At 33.0% G+C, this 14,695-nt stretch carries 17 protein-coding genes and 2 tRNA genes; 11 read left to right on the forward strand and 8 right to left on the reverse strand.

What is annotated here, in order from left to right; all coding sequences use genetic code 11:
- Positions 1–3: 3 nt before the first annotated feature.
- The 4 genes from IV513_RS03850 to IV513_RS03865 all read left to right on the forward strand — a co-directional run bounded on the left by IV513_RS03850 (position 4) and on the right by IV513_RS03865 (position 3,143).
- Entirely contained in the window at positions 4–279 is a 276-nt protein-coding gene (locus IV513_RS03850; RefSeq protein WP_209389193.1) for a YHS domain-containing protein, read from the forward strand.
- Positions 266–946, forward strand: a complete 681-nt coding sequence (locus IV513_RS03855; protein WP_209389194.1) for an SCO family protein — start codon at positions 266–268, stop codon at positions 944–946. Before IV513_RS03850 ends, IV513_RS03855 begins: the two co-directional genes overlap by 14 nt.
- Positions 947–1,028: 82 nt before the next feature.
- Positions 1,029–1,703: a superoxide dismutase gene (locus tag IV513_RS03860; protein ID WP_209389195.1), complete on the forward strand. Its 675-nt coding sequence runs from the start codon at positions 1,029–1,031 to the stop codon at positions 1,701–1,703.
- A gap of 129 nt (positions 1,704–1,832) precedes the next feature.
- The gene (locus tag IV513_RS03865) at positions 1,833–3,143 is read left to right on the forward strand and encodes a hypothetical protein (protein ID WP_209389196.1); all 1,311 of its coding nucleotides are present in this window, start codon (positions 1,833–1,835) and stop codon (positions 3,141–3,143) included.
- A 162-nt stretch (positions 3,144–3,305) separates the two neighbouring features.
- On the opposite strand, the gene IV513_RS03870 is transcribed toward IV513_RS03865, so the two are convergent.
- From IV513_RS03870 to ruvC, 5 genes are all read right to left on the reverse strand, one after another.
- A tRNA-Glu gene (locus tag IV513_RS03870) sits at positions 3,306–3,377 on the reverse strand.
- 67 nt (positions 3,378–3,444) lie between these two features.
- Positions 3,445–3,516: transfer RNA gene (locus IV513_RS03875), tRNA-Glu, on the reverse strand.
- A gap of 10 nt (positions 3,517–3,526) precedes the next feature.
- Positions 3,527–3,781: a 30S ribosomal protein S20 gene (gene rpsT / locus IV513_RS03880; protein ID WP_209389197.1), complete on the reverse strand. Its 255-nt coding sequence runs from the start codon at positions 3,779–3,781 to the stop codon at positions 3,527–3,529.
- Positions 3,782–3,858: 77 nt separating this feature from the next.
- Entirely contained in the window at positions 3,859–4,179 is a 321-nt protein-coding gene (locus IV513_RS03885; RefSeq protein ID WP_209389198.1) for a hypothetical protein, read from the reverse strand.
- A 189-nt stretch (positions 4,180–4,368) separates the two neighbouring features.
- The gene (ruvC, locus tag IV513_RS03890) at positions 4,369–4,926 is read right to left on the reverse strand and encodes a crossover junction endodeoxyribonuclease RuvC (RefSeq protein WP_209389199.1); all 558 of its coding nucleotides are present in this window, start codon (positions 4,924–4,926) and stop codon (positions 4,369–4,371) included.
- 90 nt (positions 4,927–5,016) lie between these two features.
- Between ruvC and IV513_RS03895 the strand changes: the two genes are divergently transcribed.
- From IV513_RS03895 to IV513_RS03910, 4 genes are read left to right on the forward strand one after another with little or no spacing between them, the layout of a single operon-like run.
- Positions 5,017–5,340 carry a PadR family transcriptional regulator gene (locus tag IV513_RS03895; RefSeq protein WP_209389200.1) on the forward strand — a complete coding sequence of 108 codons (324 nt, stop codon included), beginning with the start codon at positions 5,017–5,019 and terminating at the stop codon, positions 5,338–5,340.
- Positions 5,337–6,050, forward strand: coding sequence for a hypothetical protein (locus IV513_RS03900; RefSeq protein WP_209389201.1), 714 nt, complete (start codon positions 5,337–5,339; stop codon positions 6,048–6,050). Before IV513_RS03895 ends, IV513_RS03900 begins: the two co-directional genes overlap by 4 nt.
- A 7-nt stretch (positions 6,051–6,057) precedes the next feature.
- On the forward strand, positions 6,058–6,669 hold the full coding sequence (locus IV513_RS03905; RefSeq protein ID WP_209389202.1) for a hypothetical protein: 612 nt from the start codon (positions 6,058–6,060) through the stop codon (positions 6,667–6,669).
- The gene (locus IV513_RS03910) at positions 6,666–7,355 is read left to right on the forward strand and encodes a hypothetical protein (protein ID WP_209389203.1); all 690 of its coding nucleotides are present in this window, start codon (positions 6,666–6,668) and stop codon (positions 7,353–7,355) included. The genes IV513_RS03905 and IV513_RS03910 overlap by 4 nt, the downstream gene beginning before the upstream one ends.
- Before the next feature lie 158 nt (positions 7,356–7,513).
- Here IV513_RS03910 and IV513_RS03915 read toward each other — a convergent pair whose 3' ends face one another.
- The 3 genes from IV513_RS03915 to IV513_RS03925 form a co-directional block, all read right to left on the reverse strand.
- The gene (locus IV513_RS03915) at positions 7,514–8,599 is read right to left on the reverse strand and encodes a serine hydrolase (protein ID WP_209389204.1); all 1,086 of its coding nucleotides are present in this window, start codon (positions 8,597–8,599) and stop codon (positions 7,514–7,516) included.
- Positions 8,600–8,704: 105 nt separating this feature from the next.
- Positions 8,705–8,890: a hypothetical protein gene (locus tag IV513_RS03920; protein ID WP_209389205.1), complete on the reverse strand. Its 186-nt coding sequence runs from the start codon at positions 8,888–8,890 to the stop codon at positions 8,705–8,707.
- A gap of 112 nt (positions 8,891–9,002) precedes the next feature.
- Entirely contained in the window at positions 9,003–12,350 is a 3,348-nt protein-coding gene (locus IV513_RS03925; RefSeq protein ID WP_209389206.1) for a methylmalonyl-CoA mutase family protein, read from the reverse strand.
- 202 nt (positions 12,351–12,552) lie between these two features.
- Between IV513_RS03925 and IV513_RS03930 the strand changes: the two genes are divergently transcribed.
- From IV513_RS03930 to IV513_RS03940, 3 genes are read left to right on the forward strand one after another with little or no spacing between them, the layout of a single operon-like run.
- Complete coding sequence (locus IV513_RS03930) at positions 12,553–13,248, forward strand: hypothetical protein (RefSeq protein WP_209389207.1); 696 nt, start codon at positions 12,553–12,555, stop codon at positions 13,246–13,248.
- A gap of 9 nt (positions 13,249–13,257) precedes the next feature.
- Positions 13,258–13,875 (forward strand): hypothetical protein, encoded by a 618-nt coding sequence (locus tag IV513_RS03935; RefSeq protein WP_209389208.1) that lies wholly within the window; start codon positions 13,258–13,260, stop codon positions 13,873–13,875.
- A complete protein-coding gene (locus IV513_RS03940) occupies positions 13,875–14,534 on the forward strand; it encodes a YiiX/YebB-like N1pC/P60 family cysteine hydrolase (RefSeq protein ID WP_209389209.1) in 660 nt (219 codons plus the stop codon). Before IV513_RS03935 ends, IV513_RS03940 begins: the two co-directional genes overlap by 1 nt.
- The last annotated feature ends 161 nt before the right edge of the window (positions 14,535–14,695 follow it).

Below are 14,695 nucleotides of genomic sequence, written 5' to 3' on the forward strand. Positions count from 1 at the left end.
AAAATGAAATCAAAAATTTTATTCACGGCATTATTGTCGCTATCATTGTTTGCTTGTGCGCAAGAAACTCCAAAAGTAAAACAGAAAAAAAATAATAAATCTGCCAAAACAGAAACTAAAACCGTAAAATTTGCCAATGCAGAAGATCCTATCTGCCACATGAAAACCGAAAGTACAATGAAAGATACCGCAGTGTACAAAAATAAGACCTACGGTTTCTGCAGTAGCTATTGCAAAGATGAATTCAAGAAAAATCCGGAAAAATATGTCCAAAAATAATCAACCGGGCAATAGTAAAAGAAAAATAATTATTCCTATTGTTATTATTGCTTTGCTTTTTGTAGGCATTGGTCTTGGGATGAGCTATTTTAAAAAGAGTCTTTACACTGTGATGAAAGTTCCCGATTTTCAACTTACAGATCAGAACAATAAGCAGATAAGCAATAAAGATATGCTTGGTAAAGTGTATTTGGTAGAGTTCTTCTTCAGTAAATGCCCAACAATCTGCCCCGTAATGAATACCAATATGCGGGCAGTTGAAGATGAAATTAATAATAAAGACTTTGGGATAATTTCCATTAGTATTGATCCTGAAAATGATACTCCTAAAACATTAAGTGAACATGCTAAAAGAATTGGTGTAAAATCTCCAAATTGGCATTTTCTTACCGGTAATAGAGATTATATTGGTAATTTGGCTGATGAGTTTGATATTTATGTTGGAGATAAAGAAAATGAAGGTGAAAAACTCAATCACAGTGGGATGATTGCTTTGGTAGACCAACAGGGAAACATCCGCTGCAGATACAATAAAAATAATATGCCGATTCTTTATTATTCTGGACTGAACTATGAAGATTCCGAAGGAAATAATCCGAAACTCAATGGAAAATATCATCCTGACAGAGAAATTTTAATTGAAGATATTAAGAAATTATTGGAATGATTTTGGATAATCAATTCAATGTTACATTTTGTTATGTAATTATCTGATTGTCAATTTAATTATAAAACTATAAAATAAAAATATGAAAGTTTTTAAAATCGCTGCCCTTGCTGCAGTTATGACCGCTCAGTTTGCTTTCTCACAATTTAAGCAGACTCCGTTACCTTATGCTTACGATGCTTTGGAAGGAAATATTGATGCCAAAACAATGGAGATTCATTATTCTAAACATGCTGCAGCTTATGTTAATAATCTTAATAAAGCCATTGCGGGAACTCCGCAGGAAAAGCAGACTATATTTCAAATCCTTTCCAACGTGTCAAAATTAAGTCCTGCGGTAAGAAATAACGCTGGAGGACATTATAACCACGAACTTTTCTGGACTGTTCTTACTCCGCAAAAAAATACACAGCCATCTGCAAAGCTTTCTAAAGCAATTAATGATGCATTTGGTAGTATGGAAGCTTTTAAAGAGAAAATGAGCAAAGCCGGAGCAGACCGTTTTGGATCTGGATGGGCATGGCTTTCTGTAGATAAAAAAGGAAAGTTATTTGTTTCTTCAACGCCTAATCAAGATAATCCTTTAATGGATGTGGTGGAGGAAAAAGGAACTCCTATCTTCGGAATTGATGTTTGGGAACACGCATATTACCTAAAATATCAAAATAAAAGAGCAGACTATCTTACTGCCATTTGGAACGTTACCAACTGGAATGAAATCAGTAAGAGATATGATGAGGCTCTAAGTAAGAAGTAGTACTCTGAAAAATAAAATACAGCATACATTCAGATTTGATGGTTTTAAACTATTAAGTATTGATTTGTATGCTGTATTTTTTTATATCTTTTGTAAATATTTCTATTATATCATTAATTCAAAATAAAGATGAATCGCATATTTAAAATAAAGTCTATCCAAATTTTTTCAGCAATATTATTGTTTTCTTTTGCGTTTGTAAAAAGCCAGAATTCTGTTGTTTTAGATGTTTCTAAAACATATAAGGAAGAGAGTATTGCCGGTTTTTTGCATTTGAATAATATTGAAACATTAGATAATGATATTAAAGCTCTGAAACCGAAGTTCTGGAGATTTGGTAATTATATGTTTAAATCTCAAGAAAGAAAGGATATTATTTCGGGGCTAATTTCCAGAAAAATACAGCCAATTCTTATCATGAGCGATTTATGTATCTACAAAACCCTGAATGAAAATTCTACAGACGGAAATAGAATTTTACCGTATAGCGATCCCAAAAGCTATGAAGCTTTTGTAAGAAAAATGTACGCCGAGAACGGAAATACTGTTATTTATGATATTTGGAATGAACCCGATACTGGTTTTTGGTCAGGAACTAAAGAACAGTTTTTTTTAGCTTTTAAAAAAGCTCATGATATCATAAGAAGTATGCCTGGTGGTAAAGATGCTGTAATTATGGGACCTAGTTGCTCTAGATTTTACAAAGAATTTATTGAAGATTTTTTAACTTTTTGTGAGAAAAACAATGTTGTTGTAGATATTTTAGCTTGGCATGAAGGCGGAGTTATTTCTGATATTAAAGAAATGAAGGCGAATATAAATTTTGCAAAAGAAGTTTGGCTCAATAAATTTAAAAAGCTGAAAATAAAAGAAATCTATATTCCTGAAATTATTGGTGAAAGTGTTCAGTTCAGTCCATTAGCTGTTCTTTCTTTTCTCAATACTTTTGAGGAAGGTGGAGTTAGTGGAGCATGCAAAACTTGTCATGATAACCCGGCGGAAATTGGCGGTAACAGTTGCTTTAATAATTCTATGGACGGTCTGCTTATGCCGAACGGAAAACCAAGGTCGGTTTGGTTTGCATACAAGTTATATGCAGAAAGTCTGGATGATAGATTTAAATTAATTACCAAAAATGAGAACTTTTCTGTAATTGGTTATTATCTAAACAAAAATAAGTCTGTAAATATACTCATTGGAAATACTTCAGGATCGAATAAAGATCTTAATTTAAGTTTAAAAAATATCGATGTTAAAAAATATTTTTCAGGAAAAAGAAAACTACATTATAATCTATACTTCGTTGAAGACACTAAAGAAAAAGAATTGAAATCTCCCCAACTTAAACAGTCTGAATTTGTTTCCGTTAAGAATGGTGTGATTAATATTAATCTGAAAAATATTGAGAGTAACGGTATTCTGGTATTAGAGTTGAAATAAAGATTATGCAGAAATTATATAATTACAACATCTTTTTTGAAGCATTTTTCTTATATTTAAAATAACCAAATTGTTAGAGTTTAACTCATAAATAAAATGCTCTAATCTCAAATCATAATTAAATAAAAAAGGATTGTTATTAAAAATAACAATCCTTTTTTGTAGCCCGTAGGGGAATCGAACCCCTCTTACCAGAATGAAAATCTGAGGTCCTAACCGATAGACGAACGGGCCCTCTATCTTCCATAATCAAAATTATGTGTTAGATTTTGTTTTTATAAGTATCAACTCTTAAAATTAGTAGCCCGTAGGGGAATCGAACCCCTCTTACCAGAATGAAAATCTGAGGTCCTAACCGATAGACGAACGGGCCTACTATATAATTACGCTAAATTATTAACGTGTTTAGTTAATTTGCTTTTTAAGTTAGCTGCTTTATTCTTGTGAATAATGTTTTTCTTTGCTAACTTATCCAATAAAGAGATAACTTTTGGCAATTGCTCAGATGCAGCTGCTTTGTTTTCTTCATTTCTCAAGACTTTCATTGCAGTTCTTGCAGTCTTGTGATAGTATCTGTTACGAACTTTTCTAACTTCGTTTTGTCTTATTCTCTTAAGTGCTGATTTATGATTTGCCATATCGTTCAAATGTGAGTGCAAATTTATAAACTTATTTGTTACCCACCAAATTTATTTTTAACTTTTTTTAATTTTCTTTAAATTTCTTCCGAAAGGTACTTTTTAAGCTTATCTAACGCCTGTTGTACTTTAATATTTTCGGTTTCTTTATCTATTTTTTTGATGATATTATCCAGCATAATCATCGCATTGTTCCATTCTCCGGTAGAGTTGGAAAATGTGAGACCATCTATGGTAACTTCAAAAACGCTTCTCTCACCATTCCTATAAAGTCTGAAACTAATTCTTTCATCGCTGCCTGTGATTCCTTCCGTACTAGTTTTTAAATCATAACTTTTTGGGTTTGAGCGAATTTTATTAAAAAGCAGCTTGGCTTCCTGAATTTTCAAATCCGGCATGATATAAATTTTTAGCCTGAAAAGGAGTCTGAGATAATTTTAAATTGGTTTTTAAAAAATTTAAAAGAACATCGTAATCTCTCCTTTAATGAGTTGCAAATGTAATACTTTTACGAAATCAAACAAAAAAATATTGTATACAGAGTGAAAATCGTTCAAAAACTTTAAAATTTGGGTGTTCATGTACATTTATTTTAATCTATCCGGGTTTTGTTTCAGAAAACTTTCCCAACCCGAATACGATTTGGTATCCGATAAACTTCCGGAGTTGAAGTGATGACAAACCGCTACCGCCAATCCATCCGATGCATCCAGATATTTGGTTGGAAATTCTTTTAGATTTAAAAGGTTTTGAAGCATCCCTGCTACTTGTTCTTTGCTGGCATTTCCGTTGCCGGTAATTGCCATTTTTATCTTTTTGGGAGAATATTCGGTGATGGGAATGTTTCTGTGTAAACTTGCCGCCATCGCAACTCCCTGAGCTCTTCCCAGCTTAAGCATAGATTGTACATTTTTGCCGTAAAATGGTGCTTCCAAAGCTACTTCGTCGGGGTGGAATTCGTCAATCAGGGCTAAAGTTTTATCAAAAATATATTTCAGCTTAGTTTCGTGATTGGGATATTTCTTTAAAATCAATTCGTGGATGGAAATCATTTCCATTTTTCCTTTTATTACCGAAATCAATCCGAATCCCATTACAGCAGTTCCGGGATCTATGCCTAAAATTATTTTTTCTGTTGAAACCATTAATGCAAAGATACTGCTTTGAAATTTTTTCTCTGAATTTTCGAATACATAAGAAAATTATGCATAGATTTGTAAGGTATTGTTTGAAGAATGAAAAAGAACAGTCTTTATAAAGGAACGCTCCAGAATATTATTTTAAAACTACTTTCAAAAGAAGTTAAAATGTATGGCTATCAAATTACGCAGCGTGCAAAAGAATTAACGGAAGGTGAGCTGGAAATGACTGAAGGAGCATTATATCCACTATTACATAAACTGGAAGCAGACGGAATTATTACTTCTGAAGTGCAGGAAATAAACGGAAGAAGCAGAAAATATTACTTGCTTACCGAGAAAGGGAAAAAGCAGCAGGCAACTCAGGAAGACGAAATGAGATCTTATTTGTTTAATCTGAAAACCATTTTCGATATATGATTTCTTCTGAACAAAAATTGCAGATTGAGCAGTATTTAATATCTAAAAACCTTTCTTTAGATATTTTGCTGGAAATAAAAGATCACATCATTTTGCAGGTGGAAGATTGTATGTGCAGTAATACAGTTAATTTTGATGAAGCTTTTTCAAAAGTTAAAGAAATTTGGGAGAATAATCTAACTCCAACAACATACTGGTTTTTTTATGGCAGACAAAAAATGCCTAAAATCGCAAAAACTATTATTAAGAATAAATTTCAGCCAATTATTATACAATCTTTACTTATTGGATCGTTGTTTTTTGTATTGAGCCTTGTAATGGTTTTCTTTGCGGATAGTCTGGAAACGTACAGGATTTATTATATAGCAATCAATTCTTTATTATTATCCATTCCGATAATTCTTTTTTGTCTGAATTTTAAATACATCAACTACTTTAAAAAGAGTTTTGTTTATAAAGGAAGAATTAATTATTCGTTTTATCAGCAGAATCTCATTTTAATGGTAGTTTGCTCAATGGGACAAATTCAAAGTCTGATTAAAGGGGGAGATTTATTATATCAATTTTTTATTTCAGGAAAAGATGTTTCAGTTTTTGTGCTCATTGCAATTTCTTTATATAGATTCAGCCTTATTGTTTTATTTGTTTTCGGAATTATAAATTTTTTAGAACATAAAAGAACATTAAAGCAATTGCAGATTTTAAACTAATATAAGTATGGAAAAAAATGAAATTCTCGAAGTACAGAATTATCTTAAAAAAAGAATTGTAAGTCGTATTATATTAATTGAAGTGTATGATCATTTTATCATGCAAATTTCAGATTTGATGAAGAATGGGATTGGTTTTCAACAAGCATTTACTCAGGTGAAAATAAAGTGGGAACATGAGCTTGAAATGGTTCCGTTAAGTTTATTTTCATTTAAAAAAATATCCAGAATAGAAAAGAAATCTTTGGGCAGCAAATATCGTAAAATTACTACTAACTCTATTTTAATAACCTTATTGGCTGCGATTTTAAACTATATAAATCCTGATTTTCTTGTGGTGATGGTAATGATTTTGGCAGGTTTATGCTTTTTGGTATTGCTCTATAATTTTTTGTTCAAAAAAATGAGTATAAAAGAGTATATGCAGCTTTCTTATCACCCTTTAATTGTAAGAAATATGCTTTTGGGGGTTTTGGTATTTTCAATCGTGTATTTTGTGAGTAAAAATAGATTTTTCTGGGAAGTTTCTTATAATCAGATTTTTCTGGTTTTTGCGGTGTGCGTACAAGTACAACTGCTTTTTATGAGGACACAAAAATTAAATATTGCAATCGTATGACTATAGAAGAAAAAACTGAAGTAAGAAATTATCTAATTGCTAAAAAACTTCCTGTGGATTTGCTTATGGAGGTTGAAGATCATTTTGTAAGTCAAATTAATCATCTTCAATCTGAAAAAAATCTTTCATTTAATGATGCATTCAATGCTGCTATTATTTCCTGGCATGATGATTTAAAATTGAAGTGGGATGGAAATTTTTCGTTGGAAGATACTTCAGACTTTATTAAAAAATCGGCAAATAATAAAATTTATCCGGTTTTTAAACAGGCAGTTTGGGTAGCATTTGCAACTTCGGGTTTTATTTGGATGGCTTCTGTTATAATTCCATTTTATATATTTCATGTCTTGTTTTGCTTATTTATAATATCACTTGTGACGATACCGATACTTATTTTTTGGCAAAATAGAAAACTATATAAAGATTTGGGACGTTTTCAGACGTTGCCTATTTCGCCTTATCAATCTTTAGGAAGGTTATTCTTTTTTCCGGTTTCTTTTTTATGGACTTTCAGTTTGGGCTTAGAAATAGACAGTGGATTTATGAGTTCGTTATCTTCAAAAGATATCGCTGCTAAAATTATACTCTTTCTATTTATTTACTTTGAAGTAATTGTAATTGTGTTTCAGCAGAAATACATTAAAACAATGAAGAATGTTTATCCTTATATTCAGGAGAATTTTTAGAAATAAAAAAATATGAGAAATTTTTAAATGGCTAAAAACGTACTTTAGATTTAATTATTGAGATTTAAGATTATTTTATTTTTTTCAGAAAATTCAAGCTGAAAAAACATAAAAGAGGTTTGATTTAATTCGTCCTTTTTTGAAATCAATTTTTAAGTTTACGGTGCAGTTTCTAAAATATCAGCAATTTCTTTAATCTTTTTATGAACTGAAAAAGAGGCAGATTTGCCTTTTTCCTCATCAGCAAGATTGGATAGAATAATAATAGAAGTTTTCGTTTTGGGATAATAAATATTGAGTGATGGCGCGCCTTTTACATATCCACTGTGGAAGTAGGAGAGTGGTAAATGATTATTCGTCATAATGCCCAATCCATAACCCATTGTTCCGAAAATAGGATGCTTTCTTTCTGTACTTTTTTGCATGAATTTTTTTAAGGTTTCTGCATCGATAATTTTCCCGCTATACAAAGCATTATTCCAAATATGTAAATCATCAATAGTAGATAAGACGCCGCCTGCGGGAATTCCGATTTCCTTATTGGCTAATCTTTTGGGCATGCCATTCACTATTTTCTGAGTTTTATGATTTCTAATGTAAGTGTGAGCGAAATTTTTTCCGTTGAAGGAAGTTCCTGTAAAAGAATTTTTCATTCCGGTTTTTTCGAATAATCTTAGCATATTTTCATCGAAAGATTTTCCGGAAACAGTTTCTATTATCTTACCTAATGCATTGTAACCGTCATTAGAATAGTGGAATCCTGAGCCATTTTGAAAAACAAGCTTTTCTCCAAAATTATTTAATCCTGAACTGTGGTTTAAAAGCTGGCAGATAGAAATGTTTTCATATTCTTTGGTCTTGAAATCTTTAAGATATTTCGAAACTTTATCATCTAGTGTGATTTTTCCTTGCTCTACTTGTAGTAATATCAAAACTGCGGTAAACTGTTTGCTGATTGATGCAATGGAAAATATGGTGGAATTGTTGATTTTATTTTTAGTTTCAAAATCTGAATAGCCTGTATTTTTGCGGTATAATTCTATGCTGTCCTTAAAAATTCCTATACTTCCATTGAAGTGGTATTTATTAACAACAGAATCTATTTGCGACGAATATATTTTTTGCTGATAAGCATTAACTGCAGAATCGGCGATGTTTTTTTTATTATAAATTCCGGAATTTTCGACCTTTTGACAAGAAAATAAAAATATAAATAAAGAAACCAAGGCAAGGGAGAATTTCATAAGGTGTTTTTACTTTCTCTAAAATAAGAAAAAGTTTATAATTCAGAAATTCAGGGTAATTCAAAGTTGTTTTGTAATCAAAAAACCAGATTATTTTTATCAGGTTTACTTACCTGGTTTACCGTAATTATTATTCCAGTCAATTTCAATTTTTGTTGCGTCCTGCTTTTTCTGTAATGCTTCAGCGTTTTTAGTCATTTCGCTTTTTTCAGAAGTATTTGCTGTAGTACCACAAGAATTTAGAAAACAAATAAAATAGAGTGAGATTGTAATTGTAATTAGCTTTTTCATAGATCATTTTTAACGGATACTAATATACAAAAAACCTCAAAGGAAATTCTCTGAGGTCTATTTACAATTATGTAAAACATTTAGTAGTCAATAATTGGCTACGGCCCTGCCGTTACATATTTCTTCTATATTTACCGCCCACTTCAAAAAGCGCATTGGTAATCTGCCCAAGTGAACAATATTTTACAGCATCCATCATTACTTCGAATAGGTTTTGCTGATTAATCGCGGCGTATTGTAAGGTTTTAAGTGCTTCAGCCGATTTATCTTCGTTTGATTTTTGGAAATTATGAAGCATCTCAATCTGGAATTGCTTTTCCTCCTCAGTCGAGCGGATCACTTCCCCCGGAAGTACCGTTGGCGAGCCATCTTTTCCTAAAAAGGTATTCACACCGATAATTGGATATTCTCCGGTGTGTTTCAGCCATTCGTAATGCATCGATTCTTCCTGGATTTTAGAACGCTGATACATCGTTTCCATCGCGCCCAAAACACCGCCTCTTTCGGTAATTCTGTCGAACTCTGCATAAACGGCTTCTTCCACCAAATCGGTTAATTCTTCTATAATAAATGAACCTTGCAACGGATTTTCGTTTTTCGCTAAGCCTAATTCTTTATTGATAATTAACTGAATCGCCATCGCTCGTCGCACAGATTGTTCGGTCGGTGTCGTAATAGCTTCGTCATAAGCATTCGTGTGCAAAGAATTACAGTTGTCGTAGATGGCGTACAAAGCCTGAAGCGTTGTTCTGATATCGTTAAAATCAATTTCCTGAGCGTGAAGCGAACGTCCAGAGGTCTGGATATGGTATTTCAACATTTGGCTTCTTTCATCGGCACCGTATTTCAGTTTCATGGCTTTTGCCCAGATTCTTCTCGCCACACGACCAATAACCGAATATTCTGGGTCGATACCGTTGGAGAAGAAGAAAGAAAGGTTTGGTGCAAAATCATTGATATCCATCCCTCTTGACAGATAATATTCGACATACGTGAAACCATTTGCCAAAGTAAATGCCAACTGAGAAACCGGATTGGCGCCCGCTTCTGCAATATGATACCCCGAAATAGAAACGGAGTAGAAATTTCTTACCTTTTCTTTGATGAAATATTCTTGAACGTCACCCATCAATCTCAAAGCGAATTCAGTCGAGAAAATACAGGTGTTTTGTGCTTGATCTTCTTTTAAAATATCAGCCTGAACTGTTCCGCGGACGGTTGCGATGGTTTTAGCCTTAATTTCTGCATAAGCATTGGCAGGGATCACTTCATCACCCGTTATACCCAATAATTTTAAACCTAATCCGTTATTAGAAGGTGGCAGTTCTCCGTTATATTTTGGTCTTTCTAAACCTTTGTCGTCAAATTTTGCTTTTAAAACAGCTTCGACTTTAGCTTCTAAATGATGTTCAGCAATGTATTTTTCAACATTCTGGTCGATGGCAGCATTCATAAAAAACGCCAACAGCATCGGAGCCGGTCCATTAATCGTCATCGATACCGACGTCAATGCATTTACCAAATCAAAACCTGAATATAGTTTTTTAGCATCATCCAGCGTGGCAATCGAAACGCCCGCATTCCCGATTTTACCATAAATATCCGGTGGTAAAGCCGGGTCTTGTCCGTATAACGTCACACTATCAAATGCTGTTGATAAACGTTTTGCCGGCATTTCTGCAGAAACGTAGTGGAATCTTCTGTTGGTTCTTTCCGGTCCACCTTCCCCAGCGAACATTCTCGTTGGGTCTTCTCCAGTTCTTTTGAAAGGATAAATCCCTGCAGTGTAAGGGAAGCTCCCCGGGAGATTTTCCTGACCTTTCCATTGGATAAGATCGCCCCAATCATTGTATTTTGGTAATGCAATTTTCGGAATTCTAAGATGAGATAAAGATTCTGTTGAGGTCTCCACCTTAATTTCTTTTCCTCTTACGAAGTAGGAATAAAACTCTTCGTGGAACGCCTTTTTCGTATCATCCCAAGTTTTTAGGAAGTCAATGTTTTCTTGTTGAAGTTCTTTCTCGGCTTTTTGATATTCGGCGTCTAAAGTTTCGTTGGAAATGATTTTTTTAACCCCATCAATATGATACATTTTTCGGGCTAATTCCGCTTGTTTTTCAACGTTTTCGTCATACTGTCTGTTGTTTTCAACAATTTCAGAAAGGTAACGGACTCTTTTGGGAGGGATAATCGTTACTTCATCGGTAATTTCTTGTTCAACAAATGTTTTTAAATCCAAATCAGCAAATTTATCATTCACTTTAGACACCAATCTGTTGTATAATTCAGTGGTGCCGTGATCGTTGAACTGCGATGCTTTGGTCGCATAGACTGGCATTTCGTCCAATGGCTGCTCCCATAATAAATGATTTCTTTGGAACTGTTTTCTCACCGCTTGTAGTGCATCCAAAGCGCCCCGTTTATCAGATTTGTTTAGTGCCACCAAATCGGCGTAATCTAACATGTCGATTTTCTCTAACTGTGTAGATGCACCATATTCAGGCGTCATCACGTACATAGAAACATCCGCAAAGTCTGAAACTTCTGAGCCAGATTGTCCGATACCCGAAGTTTCTAAAATGATAACATCAGGATGTGCCAATTTCAAAACATTTAAAGCAGAATGGATGAAGGGCGAAACAGAAACGTTGTTCTCTCTCGTCGCCATAGAGCGCATGTAAACTCTTGGGTCATTGATGGCGTTCATACGGATTCTGTCTCCCAAAAGTGCGCCTCCGGTTTTCTTTTTAGAAGGGTCGATAGAAATAATAGCAATCTTTTTTTCCGGATTTGAGCGGATAAAACGCCTTACCAATTCATCTGTTAAAGAAGATTTTCCCGCGCCGCCAGTGCCTGTGATACCAATAATTGGGATGTTAAGGTCTTTTGATTTTTCGTTGATAGCAGCTACCAAATCTGGTTTTTCTTCGGAGAAGTTTTCTACCGCAGAGATGATTTTGGCAATACTTGTCGGGTTTTCAAAACTGATGCTGTCCAGATCTTTTGCTTCTACATCTTTGCCTGTGGCAAAGTCCGAGCGGTTTACCAGATCATCAATCATCCCTTGTAATCCGAGTTCGCGACCATCGTCGGGAGAATAAATTCTGTCGATGCCGTAATCCATCAGATCTTTAATCTCTTCTGGCAAGATCACGCCGCCACCGCCGCCAAAAATCTTGATTTGTGGCGAGTTTTTTTCTCTCAGAAGATCGTAGATGTATTTAAAATATTCGTTGTGACCACCTTGGTAAGATGTAAGGGCAATGGCATTGGCATCTTCCTGAATGGCGGTATTCACCACTTCTTCTGCAGATTTGTCGTGACCGAGGTGGATAACTTCGCATCCGGTGCCCTGGATGACACGGCGCATGATATTAATCGCAGCATCGTGCCCATCGAACAACGAGGCGGCTGTAACAATTCTTACTTTATTTTTTGGGGTGTATTTTTGGGTTTCCATAAAAGATTTAGAAAATTTCTTAATTTCCAAATATAATAATAAAATAACAACCTTTATTTTGTTTTTAGTTGTTTGATTTGTATCTCTTATCTTTAGAAATTCTTGGACTAGAAAAATCATTATTGTAAAATATATGATAAATATCATGTTGATTTTTTTTCTTTGTTTATTTTTTTTTCTTTTTTTTGTGAAAAAATAACCTATGAAAAAAATATTTTATTTCACTTCTTCAGTAGCCATGTCTTTTTTTCTTACTGGATGTCAAAATTCAATACTTGAAGCAAATTCTGAAGAGGTTAGTAATGTGAAAAGTGTTGATTCTTTTAAAGCTTATGGTCGCAGTACGACAGGTTTGACTGGTTCAGCTGTTATGTTGTCGGATTATTTAGCTCAAAGTGGTATTAAGTCAAATACAGAGATTACACAGGGTATGATTGACAACGCGATGTCTGAGGTTGAATTAGAGGGCGAGGGTGTTGTAAGTGTAAGTTTTGTTTCTGAAGTTTTGTCAGGTATTCACTTTGCAAATGAGAATGGTACTGAGGCGTTGTATAGACAAATAGGCTTTTCAGATTTTGTAATAGAGCAATTGTTGAGGACGGAAAAGTTTGAGGATATTTCTTCTTGTACTAATGATACAAGATATAGTTCTTTGTCGGAAAAAGAAAAAAAATTTCTTGATAATGTGATTATAGCTAATACTGATTTGCTTGCTTATCTCAAAGATAATCCTGTTGTGACATTACAAAGTAGGAATTTTGACAATAATACATTGTATTCAGCGATTACCTTTGGTAATGTTGGAATGGCAATAGGTTTTGCGTTTATGCCGGCTGGTCCTTTAGTGGGTTATGTTGTAGGATTTGCGGTAGGGCTTGTTGCTGATATTTTTAAATAACAGAATTTTATGAATGAGAATTTAAAAAAAACAATTGTTTCCTTGTTAGTTTTGATAATTAATATTTTGTATTCGCAAGATGCTAATCAGTCAAGGGTGAATAGTACTTTGAATGCGAAGTTTGGAGTAGGTTATTCGGATTTTTCGATAAATAATATTGGGAGATTTAATATGAATTCTATATCAGGAATTGTTTCTTACAATAAAAGTTTAGGCTCTTTTATATCTTTGGAAACTGGTGTTGGATTTATTAATAATTCCGGTAATTTATTAAATCAGACTCATGTTAATAATGTGAATTTGGTTTTGCCAGTAAGTCTTAAAGTAAATGTAATTGGAAAAAGTGCAAATACGTTTTACTCAGGTGTTGGTATAATGCCAACCTATAAAATTAGCTCAAAAATCGATAATGATGTTGATTTTGATGCGAGTTATTCAAATTTAATAAATGATAAAGGAGGGAATTTTTTAATAGGCGTTAAATTGGGAACCGAAATAGCTGTTTCGGATAAAGCTAATATGTCAATAGAGTTTTCATATTATGCAGATACTTTTCAATATGGTTATTCCAATAAACAAAAGTTAAATAACTATGCTGCTATATCTGTTGGCTTAGTTAGGTTTTGATGTGGAAATATTTAATAATACTGATTTTATTTTCTTGCTGTTCTTCAAAAGAACAAATTAGTACAGATATCATAAATAATGTCAATCCAGAAAAGAATTTTTTGTATATTATTTATAGGAAAACTGATACTAAAAATGGTATAGTTGCTCAGTCTTATAATCAATATGGGTCAACGATGTCTCATGTGAGTATTGGTGTTGTGTCTAACCACAATGAATTTAATGTTTTTCATTTATTGAAGAAAAAGGGAAGGAATATTAAAAACGATTTCTGGATCTCAGATTTAAAAGGTTTCTTTGATGATGAAGATGAAAATATTACAGGAGCTGAGATTTGGAAAAGTAATTTTCAATTATCTAGTCAACAATTATCAAAGATAAAGTTTACAGTTGATAGTCTTAACTCTTCTCCTATAAAGTTTGATTTTTCATTTGATTTTGAAAATCATGATAAAATGTACTGTTCAGAATTCGTTTATTTCGTGCTGAATAAAATAGATTTTTATAAATATGATAAAGTTAGTCTTTGTAGTAAAGAAATTAGTGGAATTCATAAATCTTTATTAGGAACTTCTGTTTTGTATTATTTACCTGTTGATTTTTTGTATGTTGACCAACGCTTTGTGAAAATTTATTCGAAAGAATTTAAAGAAAGATAATTATAAAAAGAAACTGTTGAAAAACAGTTTCTTTTTTTTAGAGGCTTGTTTAAAAATATAATTTATTTTTTCCGTTAAGGAATTAAGACCTTTTTGCTTAAAAAACTTTAAAAAAGCATTTTATTGATTTCTTAATTAAGAAATTTATGAAAAAGGCTATA

Origin of the sequence: Chryseobacterium sp. RR2-3-20 (genome assembly GCF_017808115.1) — a bacterium.
Taxonomy (GTDB): domain Bacteria; phylum Bacteroidota; class Bacteroidia; order Flavobacteriales; family Weeksellaceae; genus Chryseobacterium; species Chryseobacterium oryzae.

Excerpts from the sequence above, each read along its gene's own strand:
- IV513_RS03850 (WP_209389193.1), top strand. The coding sequence starts at position 4 with ATGAAATCAAAAATTTTATTCACGGCATTATTGTCGCTATCATTGTTT.
- IV513_RS03855 (WP_209389194.1), top strand. The coding sequence starts at position 266 with ATGTCCAAAAATAATCAACCGGGCAATAGTAAAAGAAAAATAATTATT.
- IV513_RS03860 (WP_209389195.1), top strand. The coding sequence starts at position 1,029 with ATGAAAGTTTTTAAAATCGCTGCCCTTGCTGCAGTTATGACCGCTCAG.
- IV513_RS03865 (WP_209389196.1), top strand. The coding sequence starts at position 1,833 with ATGAATCGCATATTTAAAATAAAGTCTATCCAAATTTTTTCAGCAATA.
- rpsT (WP_209389197.1), bottom strand. The coding sequence starts at position 3,781 with ATGGCAAATCATAAATCAGCACTTAAGAGAATAAGACAAAACGAAGTT.
- IV513_RS03885 (WP_209389198.1), bottom strand. The coding sequence starts at position 4,179 with ATGCCGGATTTGAAAATTCAGGAAGCCAAGCTGCTTTTTAATAAAATT.
- ruvC (WP_209389199.1), bottom strand. The coding sequence starts at position 4,926 with ATGGTTTCAACAGAAAAAATAATTTTAGGCATAGATCCCGGAACTGCT.
- IV513_RS03895 (WP_209389200.1), top strand. The coding sequence starts at position 5,017 with ATGAAAAAGAACAGTCTTTATAAAGGAACGCTCCAGAATATTATTTTA.
- IV513_RS03900 (WP_209389201.1), top strand. The coding sequence starts at position 5,337 with ATGATTTCTTCTGAACAAAAATTGCAGATTGAGCAGTATTTAATATCT.
- IV513_RS03905 (WP_209389202.1), top strand. The coding sequence starts at position 6,058 with ATGGAAAAAAATGAAATTCTCGAAGTACAGAATTATCTTAAAAAAAGA.
- IV513_RS03910 (WP_209389203.1), top strand. The coding sequence starts at position 6,666 with ATGACTATAGAAGAAAAAACTGAAGTAAGAAATTATCTAATTGCTAAA.
- IV513_RS03915 (WP_209389204.1), bottom strand. The coding sequence starts at position 8,599 with ATGAAATTCTCCCTTGCCTTGGTTTCTTTATTTATATTTTTATTTTCT.
- IV513_RS03920 (WP_209389205.1), bottom strand. The coding sequence starts at position 8,890 with ATGAAAAAGCTAATTACAATTACAATCTCACTCTATTTTATTTGTTTT.
- IV513_RS03925 (WP_209389206.1), bottom strand. The coding sequence starts at position 12,350 with ATGGAAACCCAAAAATACACCCCAAAAAATAAAGTAAGAATTGTTACA.
- IV513_RS03930 (WP_209389207.1), top strand. The coding sequence starts at position 12,553 with ATGAAAAAAATATTTTATTTCACTTCTTCAGTAGCCATGTCTTTTTTT.
- IV513_RS03935 (WP_209389208.1), top strand. The coding sequence starts at position 13,258 with ATGAATGAGAATTTAAAAAAAACAATTGTTTCCTTGTTAGTTTTGATA.
- IV513_RS03940 (WP_209389209.1), top strand. The coding sequence starts at position 13,875 with ATGTGGAAATATTTAATAATACTGATTTTATTTTCTTGCTGTTCTTCA.